The 19354-nt window shown below is 33.1% G+C and carries 20 protein-coding genes; 7 read left to right on the top strand and 13 right to left on the bottom strand.

The annotated features are described in order from the left end of the window. Positions 1-57: 57 nt before the first annotated feature. From M4I23_RS02065 to M4I23_RS02035, 7 genes are all read right to left on the bottom strand, one after another. A complete protein-coding gene (locus M4I23_RS02065) occupies positions 58-480 on the bottom strand; it encodes an OsmC family protein (RefSeq protein ID WP_158846372.1) in 423 nt (140 codons plus the stop codon). A 76-nt stretch (positions 481-556) separates the two neighbouring features. Next, entirely contained in the window at positions 557-1606 is a 1050-nt protein-coding gene (locus M4I23_RS02060; RefSeq protein WP_249753264.1) for an aminotransferase class I/II-fold pyridoxal phosphate-dependent enzyme, read from the bottom strand. Continuing rightward, positions 1606-2616 (bottom strand): dipeptide epimerase, encoded by a 1011-nt coding sequence (locus M4I23_RS02055; RefSeq protein ID WP_158846368.1) that lies wholly within the window; start codon positions 2614-2616, stop codon positions 1606-1608. Before M4I23_RS02055 ends, M4I23_RS02060 begins: the two co-directional genes overlap by 1 nt. Before the next feature lie 125 nt (positions 2617-2741). Continuing rightward, positions 2742-3311 (bottom strand): uracil-DNA glycosylase family protein, encoded by a 570-nt coding sequence (locus tag M4I23_RS02050; protein ID WP_249753593.1) that lies wholly within the window; start codon positions 3309-3311, stop codon positions 2742-2744. Between the two features lie 5 nt (positions 3312-3316). Next, positions 3317-3661, bottom strand: a complete 345-nt coding sequence (locus M4I23_RS02045; RefSeq protein WP_249753263.1) for a HopJ type III effector protein — start codon at positions 3659-3661, stop codon at positions 3317-3319. Between the two features lie 3 nt (positions 3662-3664). After that, positions 3665-4339, bottom strand: coding sequence for a 16S rRNA (cytidine(1402)-2'-O)-methyltransferase (gene rsmI, locus M4I23_RS02040; protein WP_249753262.1), 675 nt, complete (start codon positions 4337-4339; stop codon positions 3665-3667). Beyond that, entirely contained in the window at positions 4339-5082 is a 744-nt protein-coding gene (locus M4I23_RS02035; RefSeq protein ID WP_158846362.1) for a hypothetical protein, read from the bottom strand. The genes rsmI and M4I23_RS02035 overlap by 1 nt, the downstream gene beginning before the upstream one ends. A 97-nt stretch (positions 5083-5179) precedes the next feature. On the opposite strand from M4I23_RS02035, the gene M4I23_RS02030 reads away from it, so the two are divergent. The 4 genes from M4I23_RS02030 to M4I23_RS02015 all read left to right on the top strand — a co-directional run bounded on the left by M4I23_RS02030 (position 5180) and on the right by M4I23_RS02015 (position 8549). Next, the gene (locus M4I23_RS02030; RefSeq protein WP_158846360.1) at positions 5180-5827 is read left to right on the top strand and encodes a thymidine kinase; all 648 of its coding nucleotides are present in this window, start codon (positions 5180-5182) and stop codon (positions 5825-5827) included. Further along, positions 5820-6929, top strand: coding sequence for an alanine racemase (gene alr / locus M4I23_RS02025; RefSeq protein WP_249753261.1), 1110 nt, complete (start codon positions 5820-5822; stop codon positions 6927-6929). Before M4I23_RS02030 ends, alr begins: the two co-directional genes overlap by 8 nt. Before the next feature lie 87 nt (positions 6930-7016). Then, a complete protein-coding gene (mscL, locus tag M4I23_RS02020) occupies positions 7017-7424 on the top strand; it encodes a large conductance mechanosensitive channel protein MscL (RefSeq protein ID WP_158846356.1) in 408 nt (135 codons plus the stop codon). Positions 7425-7559: 135 nt separating this feature from the next. Then, a complete protein-coding gene (locus M4I23_RS02015; RefSeq protein ID WP_158846354.1) occupies positions 7560-8549 on the top strand; it encodes an aspartate-semialdehyde dehydrogenase in 990 nt (329 codons plus the stop codon). Between the two features lie 59 nt (positions 8550-8608). Here M4I23_RS02015 and M4I23_RS02010 read toward each other — a convergent pair whose 3' ends face one another. Next, entirely contained in the window at positions 8609-9568 is a 960-nt protein-coding gene (locus M4I23_RS02010) for a M28 family metallopeptidase (protein ID WP_249753260.1), read from the bottom strand. A gap of 124 nt (positions 9569-9692) precedes the next feature. Between M4I23_RS02010 and M4I23_RS02005 the strand changes: the two genes are divergently transcribed. Beyond that, positions 9693-11834 carry a prolyl oligopeptidase family protein gene (locus M4I23_RS02005; RefSeq protein WP_249753259.1) on the top strand — a complete coding sequence of 714 codons (2142 nt, stop codon included), beginning with the start codon at positions 9693-9695 and terminating at the stop codon, positions 11832-11834. Between the two features lie 26 nt (positions 11835-11860). Then, the gene (locus M4I23_RS02000) at positions 11861-13930 is read left to right on the top strand and encodes an HAD family hydrolase (RefSeq protein ID WP_249753258.1); all 2070 of its coding nucleotides are present in this window, start codon (positions 11861-11863) and stop codon (positions 13928-13930) included. Positions 13931-13941: 11 nt separating this feature from the next. Here the strand turns inward: M4I23_RS02000 and M4I23_RS01995 are convergent, their stop codons facing one another. Both M4I23_RS01995 and trpS read right to left on the bottom strand, forming a co-directional pair. Next, positions 13942-14751, bottom strand: a complete 810-nt coding sequence (locus M4I23_RS01995) for a DUF1853 family protein (RefSeq protein ID WP_249753257.1) — start codon at positions 14749-14751, stop codon at positions 13942-13944. Between the two features lie 68 nt (positions 14752-14819). Beyond that, a complete protein-coding gene (trpS, locus tag M4I23_RS01990) occupies positions 14820-15788 on the bottom strand; it encodes a tryptophan--tRNA ligase (RefSeq protein ID WP_249753256.1) in 969 nt (322 codons plus the stop codon). A 116-nt stretch (positions 15789-15904) separates the two neighbouring features. On the opposite strand from trpS, the gene M4I23_RS01985 reads away from it, so the two are divergent. Next, entirely contained in the window at positions 15905-16642 is a 738-nt protein-coding gene (locus tag M4I23_RS01985) for a 1-acyl-sn-glycerol-3-phosphate acyltransferase (protein ID WP_249753255.1), read from the top strand. Positions 16643-16724: 82 nt separating this feature from the next. Here M4I23_RS01985 and M4I23_RS01980 read toward each other — a convergent pair whose 3' ends face one another. From M4I23_RS01980 to M4I23_RS01970, 3 genes are read right to left on the bottom strand one after another with little or no spacing between them, the layout of a single operon-like run. Then, positions 16725-18299 (bottom strand): PorT family protein, encoded by a 1575-nt coding sequence (locus M4I23_RS01980; protein ID WP_249753254.1) that lies wholly within the window; start codon positions 18297-18299, stop codon positions 16725-16727. Then, a complete protein-coding gene (locus M4I23_RS01975) occupies positions 18299-18841 on the bottom strand; it encodes an RNA polymerase sigma factor (RefSeq protein ID WP_249753253.1) in 543 nt (180 codons plus the stop codon). The genes M4I23_RS01980 and M4I23_RS01975 overlap by 1 nt, the downstream gene beginning before the upstream one ends. Before the next feature lie 21 nt (positions 18842-18862). Then, entirely contained in the window at positions 18863-19276 is a 414-nt protein-coding gene (locus tag M4I23_RS01970) for a hypothetical protein (RefSeq protein WP_249753252.1), read from the bottom strand. Between the last annotated feature and the right edge of the window lie 78 nt (positions 19277-19354).

Here is a 19354-nt window from a genome sequence, read left to right as displayed (position 1 = left end):
ACTAAAAATCTAAATTTTCGAACTTAAATACCTTTGCATTTTTAACTTCAATAAAGATTATTTTAAATGAAAGTGAGTTTCAATGGTTAACTCTGAAAATTGACGGAACATTTCCATAACGCCACAATATTTTTCAATAGATAAATCGACTGCTTTTTGAAGTTTCTTTTCGTTTAAATTATTTCCATAAAAATGGAAATGCATAGCCACTTTATCGTAATATTTTGGGTGTTCTTCTGTTAAATTAGCTTCAGTTTCAATTTTGAAAGTATCAACATCTAGTTTCATTTTTTTAATTAATGATGCTACATCAAGTCCAGAGCAACCTGCTAAAGCAGACAGCATAAGTGCTTTTGGGCGATAGCCTTCGCTTTTTCCACCGTTTTCTTCACCTGCATCTATAAAAAGGTTGTGTCCGGATGGGTTAGTGCTTTCAAATTTCATTTCACCTAACCAGGTTGTAGTAACTAAATTTTTCATTTTTCTTAATTTGTTTGCTCAAAAATAGTATAAAATAATGTAAAAATGATTTTTCTTAAAGTAAAGGTCTATGGCTTCAATACCCATTCAAAACCTCGCAAAGCGTAGTGATATCATCTTCCGTATGCGCTGCACTTATAACAATTCTACTCATTATAGGTGAAGTTTCATCTGGATACCGAAAACTTGTTACTATAATGTTGTTGTTTTCGAGGTGTTTATTTAAGTTTTCTTCGGAAAAGGTAAACGCCGGGTGTCCTTTCATATAATTAAAACCTTCAAGATTTTTTACATGTTTCAAGAAAAGTTGTGTATTGCGTTCTAAATCATTTCGTTTAGATTCATATATAGATTTTGCATTAATTACAGTTGCTAAGTTTGCGGGTGAGGCAGGACTTGCTCCTCCAAAAAATGAAGTGTTTTCAAATGAAGTAATTCGCTTTTTTGATCCAAATATAACACCAGCTTGAACTCCGAAACCCTTCCCTAAGGAGCTGCAAACTATTAATTCCATTGGGTTTAAATTTTTAATAGTTTTATAAATACCTTCACCATTTGCACCAACAATGCCAATGCCGTGTGAGTCGTCTATAACTAAAAGAATTTTAGAAAGCGGAAGTGTTTTTAACCCTTCAAAATCAGGGAAATTATTACCTTGAAAATCAATAGCATCTAAAAACACAACAGGTGTTTGTTTTTTATTACTTTTTAAATGAAGGTTTAAAGCGGTTTTTAACTCTTGATAAGATGATGCAGATTTATTTTCTGTAACCGATAAACTTAATGCGGAATGTGTGTTTGGAGCATAAAAAAAAGTATAATCTTCAGTATTTAGAGCTTGAGCAACAAGTTGTCCTGCTAGATATCCAGAAGATAAACTAATGCAGGATTCACCACCAATATATTTTGCTAAGTAAGTCTCCACTTCATCATAAATAGAAATACGAATATTAGATTTTCGTGAAGCACCGTAATTTGTGCCGTACTTTCTAATGTTTTCAATAAATATATTTTGGAATTCAATGTCAGATTGAAGTCCTAAATAGGAGGTTCCGCCAAAATAAAGATAGGTTTTACCTTCAATTGAAATGTGACTAGATGGAAAAGAATTTAGATTAAAGATCATTATTTTAAAGTTACACCACTGCCTCCTAAAGTTGGAAATATCACACTCGCATCTTCTTGAATAATTACACCGTTTGCAATATCTTCTTTAAGTAAAAGCGCACCATCCATATCAACATAATCTAGTTGAGGTATAAGTTGGGCAATAGCCGAAATACCAACGGTAGATTCCGTCATGCAGCCAACCATAACTTTTACGCCCATGGCTTTACCTTTTTTAATCATGCGTAGTGCAGGCGTTAAGCCTCCGCATTTAGTAAGTTTTATGTTTATACCGCTAAAATGTTTGCAGCAAGCTTCTACATCGTCTTCAACAATGCAACTTTCGTCTGCAATTACGGGTAAAACAGAATGTTTCATAACTTTTTTCATGCCTTCCCAATCATCTGCTTTTAGCGGTTGTTCTAAAAATTCAACTCCTAACTCTTTTAAAAGAGGTGCGTTTTTAATAGTTTCATCTGCTGTCCAAGCACAATTAGCATCAATTCTAAAAACGGCATCGCTTTCTTTTCTTAGCGCTTTTACAATGTTAACATCGTCGTTGGTGCCTAGTTTTATTTTGTAGATAGGCCATGGCATTTCTTTCATTTTAGCAACCATTTTATCTATGCTAGCAATGCCAATGGTGTAATTTGTGGTCGGGAATGCTTCTAAGGTTGTTCCCCAAATATCGTAAAGAGGTTTACCTTCTAGTTTGCCGTATAAATCGTGAGCAGCTAAATCTAAAGCGCAAATAGCGAAATTGGTTAAGCCTTTTTTTACTAAAAATGCATGAAAAACTTCGGGTGTTGTAAAGTTGAAGTTTTCAATATCCTTCGAAATCGCGTTAATTTCTGTCGTCATACTTTCAACAGTGATGTTGTAATACGGGTTAGATGTTGCTTCTCCATAACCTGTTTTTCCGTTTAGGGTAAGACAAGCGATTAAGCTAGGTTGAATGTCGTGCGACTCTCTAGAAATGGTGAAGGTGTGTTTTAGTTTAAGGTTGTACGGCTTTAATTCTATTTGCATGTATGAGTTTTTAAAACTTAAATAAAGTTAATGAAAATAATGTTTGTGACGAATGCATGAATTCGTTTATTTGAAATCTTTGCAGAAATGGGCGTTTTTGTTGTCGTAAAATGAAGGAAGCATAATTATAATAACGTTTCAACCCTTTTTTGCAACATGGGTATAACTTCTGTTTCAAACCAAGGATTCTTCGTTAGCCAAAACCTATTTCTAGGTGAAGGATGTGGTAAGGGTAGAAATTTGGGTAGATACTCTTGGAAATTATCAACCGTTTCTGTCAACGTTTTTTTCGCTGTTTTCTCTAAATAATATTTTTGTGCATACATACCAATAAGAATAACTAACTCAACGTTTTTAAGTTTATTAAATAAGAGCTCGTGCCATTGTGGTGCACATTCTGGTCTTGGTGGTAAATCGCCTGTTTTTCCTTTTCCAGGATAGCAAAACCCCATCGGGATTATGGCGAATTTTGTTTCATCGTAAAAATCTTCAACGGAAACATTTAGCCATTTTCTCAGTTGTTTTCCACTAGCATCATCCCAAGGAATTCCAGACAAATGCACCTTGATTCCTGGTGCTTGCCCGATAATTACAATTTTAGAATCTGGGTGAGCAGAAAGCACAGGTCTTGCGCCTAAAACGAGATGTTCTTCGCAAATTTTACATTGTCTTATATTGGATAAAAGTTCCTGCAGAATAATTATTTTTTGGTTAGAGGATTACCTTCAAAACTTAAACCATCAAACGCGGTTTTCATAAAGTTTCTAATATTTTGGTGTCCGGTTCCATTTGGATCTTTTAGAACATCATCAAAATAAAACTGACCAAAACATGCTAAAGTGTCTTCTTTAGTTAGTTTCTCGAGTTTTGCAAAAGCAAATAGTTTACAAGACCCTGAGTTTTCTCCAACACCATTTTCTAATGTTCCATTTTTAAAAGCGGTTGGTGTAAAGTTATATTTTGCTTCAATAGCACTTGTAGTATCAGTAAAAACAATGGTTTCAGGAGTGTTTTTTAATTTTTGTATAAATAATTCTAATGTCATTTTCTATTTCTTTTTTCCTCCAACAATAATTACTATTTCTCCTTTTGGTGGTTTGTTGGTGTAATGTTCTAAAACTTCTTTTGCGGTACCACGAATGGTTTCTTCATACAATTTTGTAAGCTCGCGGGATACCGAAACCTGTCGGTCATCACCAAAATACTCACAAAAATGCCCTAGAGTTTTTATTAGTTTATGCGGACTTTCGTAAAAAATTATGGTTCTGGTTTCTTCAGCTAAAAGAAGTAAACGTGTTTGGCGTCCTTTTTTAACGGGTAAAAAACCTTCGAATATAAATTTATCATTTGGTAATCCAGAATTCACTAAAGCTGGCACAAAAGCTGTGGCTCCAGGTAAACAGTCAATTTCAATACCGTTTTCAATACAGGCTCTCGATAATAAGAAACCAGGATCGGAAATAGCAGGCGTTCCGGCATCGCTTATTAAAGCAATGGTAGTACCGCTTTTTAATTTCTGAATTATATTTTCGACCGTTTTATGCTCGTTATGCATATGATGACTTTGCATGTGAGTCGAAATTTCAAAATGCTTTAGAAGTTTTCCTGACGTTCGGGTATCTTCAGCTAATATTAAATCGACATCTTTTAAAATTTCAACAGCTCTAAAAGTGATGTCTTTTAGGTTTCCAATCGGTGTTGGTACAATATAAAGTTTACTCATTATTCAAATTTACCTTCAATAATTTCCATGAAGCGGGTTTCAAATTCTTCTTTATTGGCCCAATTATTATAGTCTGGTTTAACCATGGTTTCAATAAAATCTTTGGCGTTTGGAAAAGATTGCTTGGTGTTTAATTGCGATATTACACGATCGTAATCTTCGTTTTTACCATCAAATAAATGTTTAATAAAAGCTATTTTATCATTTAAGCCAATTTTCAATCCGCCCGATTTAAGCTTATCATTCAACGATTTTTTATCGCTTAATACGCCATTTTCATTTTTCTTAACCGGATCAAAAATAGGTGTTTCTTCAAAGCCTAAAGTAAGATCTTCCAAATTATGTTTTATAACAGGAGTTTTAGGTTCTGTTCTTTCAAACAATTCATCTACTTCTTGCGTTTCATAAGGCATTTGAGCTACCATATCTTTAATAGTTTCCATTAAAGGTTCGGTAATCTCTTCATTTTCATTTTCTTCTAAATTTGTGTAAATATTATCTTCATGCTCAATATTATCACTAAATTTATTATTGAAAGCCGTATCTAGCATGCTAAAAAACGACGAGTCGTTACCAATACTAGGGATGCTATCTTCAAAATTTTCCTGAGCAAATTTTAAAACCGATAGCTTTTCAAATAATTCTTTAGCTTCGGTATGCATTTTAATTACATCTTCTTTACCTTTCAGTTTCAGAATTCTATGGGCTATGCTTACAAGTTCAGATTCTAATTTCTTCTTCATTGTTTATAAATTTAAAATTTAAAGGTATTAAGGCGTTTGATTTTTAATAAATTTGCGTCACCTTTATACAAACCAATTTTAGTGTTAAAATTACGAAATGTTTCTTGAAAATACGGTAAATCATAAAGAACAATTTGGATGGATTGAAGTCATATGCGGCTCGATGTTTTCGGGAAAAACCGAAGAACTCATCCGTAGACTTAAACGTGCCCAATTTGCAAGGCAACGTGTTGAGATTTTTAAACCTGCCGTAGATACGCGTTACGATGAGGAAATGGTAGTGTCTCACGATTCTAACGAAATACGTTCTACACCAGTGCCAGCAGCTGCAAACATCCCTATTTTGGCCGATGGTTGTGATGTAGTTGGCATAGATGAAGCACAGTTTTTCGATGACGAAATTGTGCGCGTTTGTAACGATTTAGCTAATAAAGGTGTGCGTGTTATTGTTGCCGGATTGGATATGGATTTTAAAGGAAATCCTTTTGGACCTATGCCAAACCTTATGGCAACCGCAGATTATGTTACCAAAGTACATGCTGTTTGTACCCGAACAGGGAATTTAGCACAATACAGTTACCGGAAAGCAAAAAGTGATAGTTTGGTGCTTTTAGGTGAAGTTGAAGAGTATGAACCTTTAAGTCGAGCGGCTTATTACAAAGCTATGGAACGTGATAAGGTGCGGAACATGCAAGTTAAAGATGAAGAGGAGGTTGGATCTAAAATAAAAGATTCCGATGTCTAAAGCAAAAGAAACTGTTCTTGAGATCGATTTAAAAAAACTAAAACATAATTTTGAGTATTTAAAATCGAGACTTAATAAGGACACACTGTTTTTAGCGGTTGTAAAGGCGTTTGCCTATGGCAATGAAGCTTCGGAAATAGCAAATTATTTAGAAAATCTTGGAGTCGATTATTTTGCTGTAGCTTATATCGATGAAGGTGTTGCGTTAAGAAAATCGGGTGTTACTAAGCCTATTTTAGTGCTACACCCACAAACTGTTAATTTCAAAATCTTAATTGAAAATAATTTAGAACCAAGTATTTATAATTCAAAAATATTAAAAGAATTTATTGATATCGCTTCCGCGGAAAAAACACAAAACTACCCTATTCATATTAAGTTTAATACGGGTTTGAATAGATTGGGCTTTTGGCATGGTGATGTTGAAATGATTCATAATATTATAGGTGAAACCAAAAATATTGCTGTAAAATCTATCTTTTCGCATTTAGCTGCGAGTGAAGATTTAGAAGAAAAAGTGTTTACTTTAAATCAAATTGATATTTTTAAATCGATTGCTTATAATTTTGAAGTCGTTTTTGGTTTCAAACCTATGCTTCATATGTGTAATACTTCAGGGATTTTAAATTATCCTGAAGCACAATTTAATATGGTGCGTAGCGGTATTGGATTGTACGGTTTTGGAAATTCCGAAGAAGAAAATAAAAATTTTAAACCTATTGCGACACTAAAAACGGCCATTTCACAAATTCATCAATTAGAAAAGGGTGAAACTGTTGGTTATAATCGTGCTTTTAAAAGTGATTCCGTATTAAGAAGTGCAACTATACCAATTGGTCATGCCGATGGTATTGGTAGAATTTATGGAAATGGAAAAGGTTTTGTTACTATAAATAATAAAAAAGCACCCATAATTGGCAATGTTTGTATGGACATGATTATGGTGGATGTTACGGATATAGATTGTTGTGAGGGTGATGAGGTTATTGTTTTCGATGCTAATTCTACCGCAGAAACTTTAGCGCAAACGGCAAACACAATCTCTTATGAGCTGATTACAAGTATTTCCCAGCGAGTAAAGCGACGAATTATTGAAGCTTAAGTGAATACATTTTATTAAGACTGTGACTTTTTAACTATATTGGGGTCTTAATTATTATTAACCAAGAAAATTATAAAATTTAAAATTATGCTTAAAGAATTTAAAGAGTTTATTACAGGTGGCAACGTTATAGAGTTTGCTGTCGCTGTTATCATGGCAGGAGCTATTGGTGGAGTTGTAAAAGGTTTCGTTGATAATATTGTAATGCCGGTTGTTGGTCATTTTACAGGAGGAACCGATTTTGCTAACATGAAGATTGTATTAACAGAAGCAGCAGTTAATGCTGAAGGTGCGGTAACTACTGCAGAAAATGCAATTATGTATGGTGCTTGGATTAACACTATTGTTAATTTAATTATTGTAGGTCTTGTAATGTTCTTAATTGTAAAAGCATATAATAAAACAAAGAAACCAGTAGAGGTTAAAGAAGAAGCTCCAGCTGGACCATCTCAAGAAGATTTACTTGCTGAAATTAGAGATTTACTTAAAAAATAACAATCTGTTAAATATTTAACACGCTGTTATTTGTTGTTAAAAAGCCCTCATTTTTATAAAATGAGGGCTTTTTTTAGATTTTAAAATGGAATTAATACTTAATTTTGCTAACAGAATTTTAATAAATAAAGAATTATGAAAATAGCAGTTGTAGGCGCTACTGGAATGGTAGGTGAGGTGATGCTAAAGGTTTTAGAAGAACGTAACTTTCCTGTTACCGAATTATTATTGGTTGCTTCAGAGCGTTCTGTTGGAAAAAAATTAACTTTCAAAAATAAAGAATATACCGTTATTGGTTTAGCCGATGCTGTTGCTGCAAAGCCACATATCGCTATCTTTTCTGCAGGTGGTGAAACATCTGAAGAATGGGCACCTAAATTTGCTGCAGTTGGTACAACGGTAGTCGATAATTCTTCTGCATGGAGAATGGATCCAACTAAAAAATTAGTGGTTCCAGAAATTAATGCAAGCGAATTAACAAAAGAGGATAAAATTATAGCAAACCCAAACTGCTCTACCATCCAAATGGTGATGGCTTTGGCGCCGCTACATTCAAAATATAAAATGAAGCGTGTTGTTGTTTCTACATACCAATCTGTTTCCGGGACTGGTGTAAAAGCTGTAAAGCAACTAGAAAACGAAATTGCTGGTATTGAAGGCGAAATGGCTTATCCTTATCCAATTGGTAGAAATGCATTGCCACATTGCGATGTGTTTTTAGAAAATGGATACACCAAAGAAGAAATGAAATTGGCTAATGAGCCTCAAAAAATATTTAACGATCGTTCATTTTCTGTATCTGCTACAGCGGTACGTATTCCTACAGCTGGAGGACATTCTGAATCTGTAAATGTAGAATTTGAGAATGATTTCGATTTAGCCGATGTTCGTAAATTATTAAGCGAAATGCCAGGAGTTGTACTTCAGGATGATACTTCTAAAAACGTTTATCCTATGCCAATTTTTGCACACGATAAAGATGAGGTTTTTGTTGGAAGATTAAGAAGAGATGAAACACAACCAAATACATTAAATATGTGGATTGTTGCCGATAACTTACGTAAAGGTGCTGCAACAAACACCGTACAAATTGCTGAATATTTAGTAGCAAATAACTTAGTGTAATTTACACTTTTTTAAATATTTTAAGCTCCTGTAAATTTTACAGGAGCTTTTTTTTGGTGTTAATCTTGGTTTATAAATTCAATATTATCAGGTGTTGAAGCTTTGTTTAAAATAGTTTGAAAAATATATTCGCAAACCAGTTTTTCACCTTCTAAATTTATAAGTTCTAAAGTGTCTTCGGGTGTGTGGTATTGCGGATGCCCGCCAGTATGTACACCTAAAACCGATATGTTTTTCTTATAGAAAGAAACATGATCGGAACCGCCAACAGACCCTGCATGAACTATAGGGTTTAAGCCTAAAGATTTTCCGAGATTCTTCATAAAATCCACACCATCAGTAAATGTGCCTGCGCCCCCAGCATATACATGTTTTTTCTCGTTTAATCGACCAACCATATCCATGTTAATCATTAATTTTATTTGAGAAAGTGGAATTAGCGGGTTTTCTGTAAAATATTTACTTCCTAGCAAGCCTTGTTCTTCGGCTCCAAAAGCAATAAATAAAACACTTCGTTTTAGTTGGTCTTGTTTTGAAATTAATTTTTCTGAAATTTCTAATAAAGCGGCAGTTCCGCTAGCGTTATCATCAGCACCATGATACACCACGCCTCTTTTATCCGATTTGGACGATGGTCCACCAAGTCCCAAATGGTCGTAATGCGCTCCTAAAACAATGAATTCGTTTTTTAATTCGGGATCATTCCCTTCAATAAAACCAACAACATTACAGGTGGTTACTTCTGGTTTTTCGTCTATACCTTTATCAACTCGTAATTTGGCTTTAAAACGCTGTTCGTAATTTTTACTTAAAGATTTTAAGCCTATAGTTTTAAACTCTTTTTTAATATATTTCACAACACGTTTAGCGCCTTTTTCTCCTGGAAATCTTCCCCCGTTTTTATCTAATATTAAAAATTCTATATGGTCTTTTATTTCATTTTCGGTTATTTCAGCTTGAGAAAACATACTGAAATACGATGCGATGGATAATACGAGTAGCACTGTTTTTTTCATCATTAGGGTTTTGAATAACATTGTCAAATATATAATTATACCACATTTTAATTCCATAATTATTGAATAAATCTAGAACTTTAGCTTGTGTTTTTTGCGTATTTTTGAATGATTAATATAATAAATCATGAAAAAAATAGCGTTAACGTTTTTCTCATTAAGCTTGCTCGTTGCTTGTGGAAATGATAAAACAGAAAAAAAAGATATTGTTGTGAGTTACCCAGAAACAAAAACTGTAGATACTATTGATACTTATTTTGATGTTGAAGTAAAAGACCCATACCGTTGGTTAGAAGATGATAGAAGTGAAGAAACCGAGGCTTGGGTAAAGGCCGAAAACGTGGCTACAAAAGCATATTTGGATAAAATCCCTTTTAGAGAAGCGTTAAAAAATCGCTTGTCCAAATTATGGAATTACGAAAAAGTAAGCGCTCCTTTTAATGAGGGCGATTACACGTATTTTTATAAAAATGATGGTTTACAAAACCAAAGTGTTCTTTATCGTTTTAAAAAAGGGGGCGATTCTAAAACGGCAGCGGTTTTTTTAGACCCGAATACGTTTAAAGAAGATGGAACAGTATCTTTAGGAGCAACAAGTTTTTCTAAAAACGGAAAAATTTTAGCCTATACTATTTCTGAAGGTGGAAGCGATTGGCGAAAAATTCTAATTATGGATGTAGAGTCTAAAGACATCATAGAAGACACGCTAATTGATGTGAAATTCACACAGTTATCATGGTACAAAGATGAAGGTTTTTATTATTCTAGTTACGATAAGCCCAAAGGAAGTGAGCTTTCGGCTAAAACCGATCAACATAAAGTATACTATCATAACTTAGGAACAGCACAAAGTACAGACGAATTAATTTTTGGTGGAACACCCGAAGAAAAACACCGCTATATCTACGCTAACGTTTCCGAAGATAATAAATATCTGTTTATAGCTCCGCGTGTTTCAACCTCTGGAAACAAGCTTTTAATAAAAGATTTATCAGTGCCAAATAGTAAGTTTGTTTCTATTTTAGATCATACAGATAGTGATACTGGAGTTTTAGAAAACGTAGGAAGTATGTTGTATTTGGTAACTAATTTAAATGCCCCGAACGAAAAAATAGTAACGGTAGATGCTGCAAATCCAACCCCAGAACATTGGGTAGATTTTATTCCAGAAGCCGAGCACGTGTTATCCATTTCTAAAGGGGGTGGTTACTTTTACGCAACTTATATGGTCGATGCGATTTCTAAAGTAAAACAATACGATTATAGCGGTAAATTTATTAGAGATATAGAATTACCAGGTTTAGGAACAGCAAGTGGTTTTGGTGGTAAAAAAGAAGAAAAAACGAATTACTTCTCGTTTACCAATTACAATACACCGGTGACAACTTATACATTAAATGCGGACTCTGGAGTGGTTAAGTTGTACCGAAAATCTGCTATTGCATTTAATAGTGCTGATTTTGAAAGCCATCAAGTATTTTACACATCTAAAGATGGAACAAAAATACCAATGATGATTACGCATAAAAAAGGATTGGAATTGAACGGTAAAAATCCAACTATTTTATATGGTTATGGAGGGTTTAATGTGAGCTTAACGCCATCGTTTAGCACACCAAATGCTGTTTGGATGGAGCAAGGAGGTATCTACGCGGTAGCCAATCTTCGTGGTGGTGGTGAGTACGGAAAAGCTTGGCACGATGCCGGAACACAACAAAAAAAGCAAAATGTATTTGATGATTTTATCGCTGCAGCGGAATATTTAAAGGCTCAAAAATATACATCTACAAATTATTTAGCAATTAGAGGCGGTTCTAACGGAGGTTTACTTGTTGGAGCAACTATGACGCAGCGTCCAGATTTGGCAAAAGTAGCTTTGCCTGCCGTTGGTGTTTTAGATATGTTACGTTATCATACGTTTACCGCAGGAGCTGGTTGGGCATACGATTATGGAACGGCTGAAGATGATAAAGCTATGTTTGAGTATTTAAAAGGCTATTCTCCCGTGCATAATGTGAAATTTGGTGTAGAATACCCAGCAACTTTAATTACTACTGGAGATCATGATGATCGTGTGGTGCCAGCTCACAGTTTTAAATTTGCTGCCGAATTGCAAAGCAAACAAGCAGGACGCAACCCAATATTAATTCGTATTGAAACCGATGCAGGCCACGGTGCAGGAACTCCAATAAGTAAAACTATTGAGCAATATGCTGATATTTATGGTTTTACTTTTTATAATATGGGGTTTAAAGAGCTATCTTTGTAAGTTAATTAGAGTTAAAAATAAAACTTATGCCTGTCAGTAAATTAAAGCTTGAAATTCAAAAAAAGGAGATAAAAATTCTTTTTACTGATTATTTCGACACTTTAGTTCATCGAGATGTTCACCCTAATTATGTGATTAAAATATGGGCAAAGCACATGATAAGAGAGTTTGGTTTAAATATTTCTATTGAAACGCTTTACTTTATTAGGCAAGAGGCTATAAGTTATTTATCTGGTAAACTAAATAAAAATAGCTTAGAAATTGAGTATGATGTTTTAAAGGGAGAAGTCTACAATAGGTTAGTTAATAACGATATTATTTGTGATGTAGATAAAAAACAATTTTTTGACTATTTTGAAAAAGCCGATTTAAAATCCGAAACGGGAGTTCAGTATCTTAATAGTCAGATGATTGATTTTTTGAGAGATTTTAATAAAAATGGAGGTACCATATATTTAGTTTCAGATTTTTATGGCTCTATATCTTTATTTAAAAAGATGTTGAAGTATCATGGTGTTTTAGATTTGTTTAAGGCTGTTTTTAGCTCATCTTCATTGGGAGAAAGCAAGCATAAAGGAACTATTTATGGTACTCTAACATCTAAACTTTTATTAGATTCAAGTAAGGCTTTAATGGTTGGTGATAATAAAGTAAGCGATTATGATAGCGCTATAAAATCCGGACTTAATGCCTGCCTTTTACCTCATCAAAAATATTTAAGAAAAAACCAATTCAACAAAATTGGTAATGATAATAAAAAACTAAAAAAGATAATAAAAAAGGTCTATAAAAATTGTAATAAAAAAGACGCGATGCCATTTACGGAGTATATCCTTTTTTATCATTTTTTTGCGGAAAGATTGTATAATAAGTGTAAAAAAGATGGAGTTAAAAATTTGTTTTTTTTATCAAGAGAAGGTCAATTCTTGAAAAGAATATTTGATTCATATCAAAAACATCATGGCTTAAGCGAAACGTTTAAAATAAACTCCCATTATTTAAAGATATCAAGGCAAGCTGCGATGCAAATTAGTCTTAAAGAGCTAGATTCTGAAGGTTTTAGTTACCTTTTAGAGAACTACCCCGAAATGCCTTTAAGTGACTTTTTTACCTTTTTAAACTGCCCTCAAAATATTAAACTGAAAGTTGTTAATGAGTTGAATTTAGATCTTAACATGGGATTTAAAAGCTTTTTTGAGTCCGATGATTTTAATAAGTTAAAGTTAAATGTATCTTTTAAAAATTTTTATGATAAGCACCGGAAGTCTAATATTTCTGCCTTTAAAACTTATGTAGAATCTTTTGATGTTCAAATTGAAAAAGCAGGGATGCATATTGTTGATATTGGTTGGGGAGGTACAATGCAAGACGCACTTTATCAATTTTTTCAAGAAGAAATACCTGTAATAGGGTATTATTTAGGTGTTAAGGAAAATTACGGTATAACGGAAAGTACTAAGCGGTACGGATTATTGTTTTCTATTTTACCGTATAGTAATTATGATGATAATATTTTAAAGGCAAATAGCCAATATTATGAGCAATTTGCATCAGCTAACCACGGTAGTGTTGTTGGTTACTCTAAAGATTTGCCAAATTATGCTATTGAATACTATAATCAAAACGAAAAGTCTCTGTATGAAAAATATATTTTAGAACATCAGAACGAGATGTTTAAAGTTCATTTATTTTTATTGAAACAATTAGAAAGCATCTGTTATAACCAAGATATGGTGCAGGGTTTAATTTCAAAAAAGGCCTTATATAGTGGGTTATTTTATAGTAACAGAAAACTAAAATTTATACAGATTTTGAATTCTGGTTTTTATCAGAATATTGGAACGAATAATGTGGGTATTGCATACAAAATAAATGATGGTATTAGTTTTAAAAAATTGTTTAAAAATTTCCTGTTAACCCCAGAACTTGTTTTTCGATATGTTACAAAAATTGAACCTGTAATTTTTAAAAAGAATAGGTTGTTAGCGAGATTGTTTCCGGCTTATTTTATTTATAAATACATTGTTTTTAATAGGTTTGTTCGATTTAATATTTTAACAAATAGGGCTTTGTTAAAGTTTATATATTTTAAATAAAGTTTGGTGTTTTACCACCAAACTAAAAAGGACTTGTTTAGTATACCATTTGGATGTTTTAACCAGAAAATGGGTGAAAATTTCCGTTCTAAAATGGGGTTTACAACTTCGGTAAAGGCAGAATAATTTAACCAATCTACTTGCGTATGCGGCTCAATAATCCAGTCTATTTTTTGGGGAATGTAAAATTTGTAATCTAAAAATTGAGATAGATTTTCTTTTTTTATATAATACCCAACAACACATTCTGGATTTAGAATAGATAAGTTTATTTTTTCTCCAAAAGGAATAAATAATTGCGCTTTAAAATAAACTTGTTGATCAATTTCTGTAGCTTTTAATTCTAAGTTTTCTAAGTAAGGTTCACAGCTTTTAGAATAAAGTAATGGCAATTGCTTTTCGCTAAGTTTTTTCAACTTTTCAATTAAAGCATCTTTTCTATTAGGGCCAATAAAATGATCTATTTCTGAAGTTCCTACGGAAGCATCATAAACATAAAATTTGTAAATAACTTCCAGATGAATTGGTTTTTCATCCTTTAGAAGTAAACAATCAATTTCTCCTAAAGTGATTTTCCCATCTTGTATTTGAAGATTTTCCGAGAGTATTTTAATCGCTAGATTTTGGCTTAATTCGAAAGAAACTAAACGTTCTATATATTTTCCGAGTCTAAGTTTGTCATCAATATCTAAATCTATTTTATCAGATTTAGAATGTATTTCAAACTGCTTCATGTTGAAAATCACATCCTTTTTCCATAAACTAGGTGTTTTTAGAAAGCCGTCGTATCTATTCTGTACGTCTTTGGTGTGTTTTGTCACAAACTCAAAATAATTATAGACTTGCCGAAATATTTAAAATTTAGCAAGTCTTTTAGGGTTCTAGTATTTTAATAGCCAACCTTTTCACGAACTCTGCTTAATACATCATCAGCAACCAATCGTGCTTTTTCAGCACCAATGGCTAAAGCAGCATCAATTTCGTTTAGGTTACTCATATAATAATTGTAGCGTTCACGCTGCGTTGCAAATTTTTCAACTATTAATTCAAATAACGCTTGTTTAGCATGACCGTAACCATAATTACCATTTTCGTAATTGGCTTTCATAGCGCTAATTTGAGCATCGTCTGCTAGTAAGCTGTAAATAGCAAAACAGTTACAAGTACTCCAATCTTTTGGGTCTTCAAGCGCTGTACTATCTGTTTCGATAGACATAATTTGCTTGCGTAATTTTTTATCTGTTAAGAATAAATTAATCGTATTATTAGCGCTCTTACTCATTTTCCCACCGTTGGTTCCAGGAATAAGCATGGTGTTTTCTTGTATTTTTCCTTCTGGTAATACAAATGTTTCACCCATTTTAGCATGAAAACGCGATGCTACATCACGCGTCATTTCTATATGTTGTAATTGGTCTTTTCCGACAGGGATAATATTGGCGTCGTATAATAAAATATCGGCAGCCATAAGCATTGGGTATGTAAACAATCCCGCATTTACATCATCTAAACGGTCGGCTTTATCTTTAAAACTATGTGCTAGTGTTAAACGTTGGTAAGGGAAAAAGCAGCTTAAATACCAAGATAATTCCGTGGTTTGTGGAATATCACTTTGGCGGTAAAACACCGTTTTTTCAACATCTAAACCAAAAGCAAGCCAGGTTGCAGCAGTAGAATACGTGTTTTCCCGTAAGGTTTTAGCATCTTTAATTTGTGTTAAAGTATGCAGGTTTGCGATAAATAAAAACGAATTGTTTTCAGGGTTATCAGCCATTTTAATTGCTGGAATAATTGCTCCTAAAATATTCCCTAAATGCGGTGTTCCTGTGCTTTGTATGCCTGTAAGTATTCTTGCCATGTGTGCGCTTCCCAGAATACGGGAATCTTGTTAAAATTAAACTCAATTTTTGATATGCTAGCAAAGGTAATTTTTTTAATAGAATTGCTCAATACAATTATGTATTTTTGAAGACGATGAAATTTTTTAAATACATTTTCTGGGTATTCTACCGTATTTGGTTTTATATATTGGTGGGTTTACCTATAATTATCTTGTTTCCAATTCTTTTAGTTTCTATAGCTAAAGAAGCTTGGTATCCATTATTTTTTAGATTAGCGCGTTTTTGGGCGAAGATTATTTTAATAGGCATGGGCTTCGCTTATAAAATTGATTGCGAACAAAAGCCAGATCGCTCAAAAAGTTACATGTTTGTAGCAAACCATACATCTATGGTAGATATTATGCTCATGTTAGTTTCTGTTAGAAATCCGTTTGTTTTTGTTGGAAAAGCAGAATTATCTAAAATCCCACTATTCGGGTTTTTCTATAAACGCACCTGTATTTTAGTCGATAGAAGTTCAGCTAAAAGCAGGCAAGCCGTATTTTTAAGAGCGCAACGCCGATTAAAAACCGGTGTTAGTATTTGTATTTTTCCTGAAGGTGGCGTGCCGGAAGAACATATTGATTTAGATGAATTTAAAGATGGGGCTTTCCGGTTAGCTATAAATCATCAAATACCGATTGTGCCAATAACTTTTGCGGATAATAAAAAGCGGTTTTCATATACTTTTTTTAGTGGAGGTCCAGGAAGAATGCGCGTTAAAATTCATAAATTTCTACCAACTGAAGGTTTAACAGCAAAAGAAACTAGAGCATTGAATGATGATGCTCGAGAGATTATATTTAATCAACTACAAGAATTTAAAAAATAAAAAACTGCCCTAAGTAGAGCAGTTTTGTTTGATATTGATTTCTGAGCTTAAAGGAAATCGATACCTAGATTTAACCAAAAATCTAAAATTTAATAGCTAACCCGGTGTATACGCCAACAAAGAAAGGTTGGAAATCACCAGAAGTATTGTTGAAAGTATTTATTTGATATTTAAGCATTGGTTCTAAATTTAGATCTATTTTTTTACTGACCTGATAGCTTAAACCTAACCCAAAATTGGCACTATAACTTACCTTGTTAATATTACTTGCTTCACCTAAATATGTGCGATTTCCATCTTGAGCTTCCGAAAACACTTCGTTATTATTTAAAAATAACGAACTAAAACCACCAATAACATTAACACCAAATTTGTTATTTAAAACGGCGTATTGTAATTCTAAAGGAACTTCGATATAACCTAAACTTTGGTTAATAGAGGTGTTGGACGTTTTTAATAAACTAGCTGCGTTTTTCTGACTTAAATTATCGGCGCTAATTAAAGATGTTTGTACGGTTGATGCTGGGCTGCTACTAAAGTCATTATTGGTTGATGCATTACTGTTATAGTTAACATTTTGTAATGAACTAGCTGCAGAGTTTGTTGCAATAGATTGATAACTCACAACATCGTTCGTGTTATAGCCAAGGTTTACTTTGTTAATACCCGAGCGAACGCGCAGTCTTTTATTTAAGGCATAACTAGCTGTAACACCATAACTCATATTAACTTCTCCGGTTTTGGAGTTGCTATTAAATTGCGGGTCTATAGACGAGCCTTTCCCTGTTGTATTAAAATAAACAGGAGCTGCATTGGCCGCTAAACTCCAGCGATTTATTTCGCTTTCTTGATCAATAATATCATCCGTTTTGTTTAAAACCTCTTCTATGGTTGGGCTTTTTTCTTTAGTATTATTGTCTGCTATAGTTTCGTTGGGTTCCTCTGTATTTATTCCTTTGTCATTGGTTTCTGTACCCGCAATAGCGTTTTCTTTTGTTGAAGTTAAATTGTTTTTATTTTTAGTTTCAATTGAAATTGTATTGTTTTCTTCGGAAGTTTGATGTGCTACACTATTATTAGCATCTGTATAAAGTGTCTTTCTTTTTTTCTTTTTATATGAAGAAGAAGCGACTGTTTTAGATGTTTTATTTGGATTTTGAGCCGATTGTCCGTGATTATTATTTTGGTGTGTTACAGGTTTTGTATTTGCAATTACTGAAGCTGTTGAAGGGGTCTGATTGTTTTTGTTCGTGTTTTGATTGATGTTATTAATGTTTTCCTTTTCGGAATTTTGATTGATATCATTTTCCTGATTTGCATTATCAGAAATAGCCGAATTAATATTAGAATTCGAATGGTTTTCACCAGAAATGGATTCGTTTTCAGTTTCCGAAGATTTTGTAGAATTAGTATCAACCACTTCTGGTTGCTCTACATTTTCCGAAGTATTATAAAAAGTATTAATTCCTAAAGTTAAAAAGACTAATAACAACGCAGCAACGCCTGCATAACGCCACCAAATTGGAATAACTCTACGTTTTTTCTTGTCTTTATTAAGTTCGGCTTCTATGTTTTTCCATACAGCATCGCTGGGAGTGGCTTCAAAATCTTTTAAGCCTTCCTGGAAGAGTCTGTCTATGTGTTTTTTATCACGCATTATAATGATTGCAAACTAGTTGCGGATTTATGTGTTTCTATCGTTTGCTTCAAAATCTGTCGAGCTCGCGCTAAATTGGATTTTGAAGTTCCTATTTTTATTTTAAGCATTTCAGCTATTTCTTTATGCGAATAATCGTCTAGTACATAGAGGTTAAAAACCAACCTATATCTATCCGGTAATTCTTGAATTATTTGTAATAAATAATCAATAGAAAGTTGATCATCGTCTATATCAACTTCAACATCTTCAATGGCATCTTCATTAATAATATCAAAAACCTTTTCGTTTCGGTAGCGCTGCATTACGGTGTTAATGGTAATACGTTTTAGCCAACCTTCAAAAGAGCCTTTGTTTTTAAATTGTTCAATTTTTTTAAATATAGTTAAAAATGCGTCTTGCAAATTATCTTCTGCTTCGGCATAGTTTCTAGAATACTTTAAGCACAGAGCGAAAAGTTTACTCGAAAAGAGTTTGTACAGTTCGCCCTGTGCCTTAGTGTTGTTAGTTTTACAATTTTCTATGAGTTGATTTAAACTCAAAATAATAAGCGTGTTAATTAGTTATTCTTCTTCTACAACAGGTACTTCTATAATTAAATATTGATCTTCACCATCGGCATCTTCGCCTTGCCAAAATCTAAAAATATAAGATCCATTACCGGTTACAATAAAATTAAATGTGTTTTCAACCAATTCGTTTTCTAGTGTTTCGCAGTTATCTTCTTCAAACACATAATTAATTGGAGCAACGGTACGTTCGTTATTGTTTTTAAGATAATAAAATTCTCTAAAAGAGTGGCAGCTAGATGGTTTAAGGTATGATATTGTTATTGGATAAGTTTCGCCTATTACAAACTCCGTTGGAATATCAACACTTTCTACAGGTAAAATCTCAAAACTATAATTAACGCTATCATCATCCACACTACAAGATGCCAAAATTAGCGTTAAACAAATTACAAGCAATTTTTTCATTTCAATCCTTTTTTTAGTTAAAATTTGGGTTTTGTTTTATAGATGCCATTTTTGCTGAATGGTTGCGTAGGTAATTGA

Source organism: Algibacter sp. L4_22 (assembly GCF_023473045.1).
Classification (GTDB): domain Bacteria; phylum Bacteroidota; class Bacteroidia; order Flavobacteriales; family Flavobacteriaceae; genus Algibacter.
Note: the sequence above shows the minus strand (reverse complement) of the source record. Positions and strands in the feature narration are given on the sequence as shown.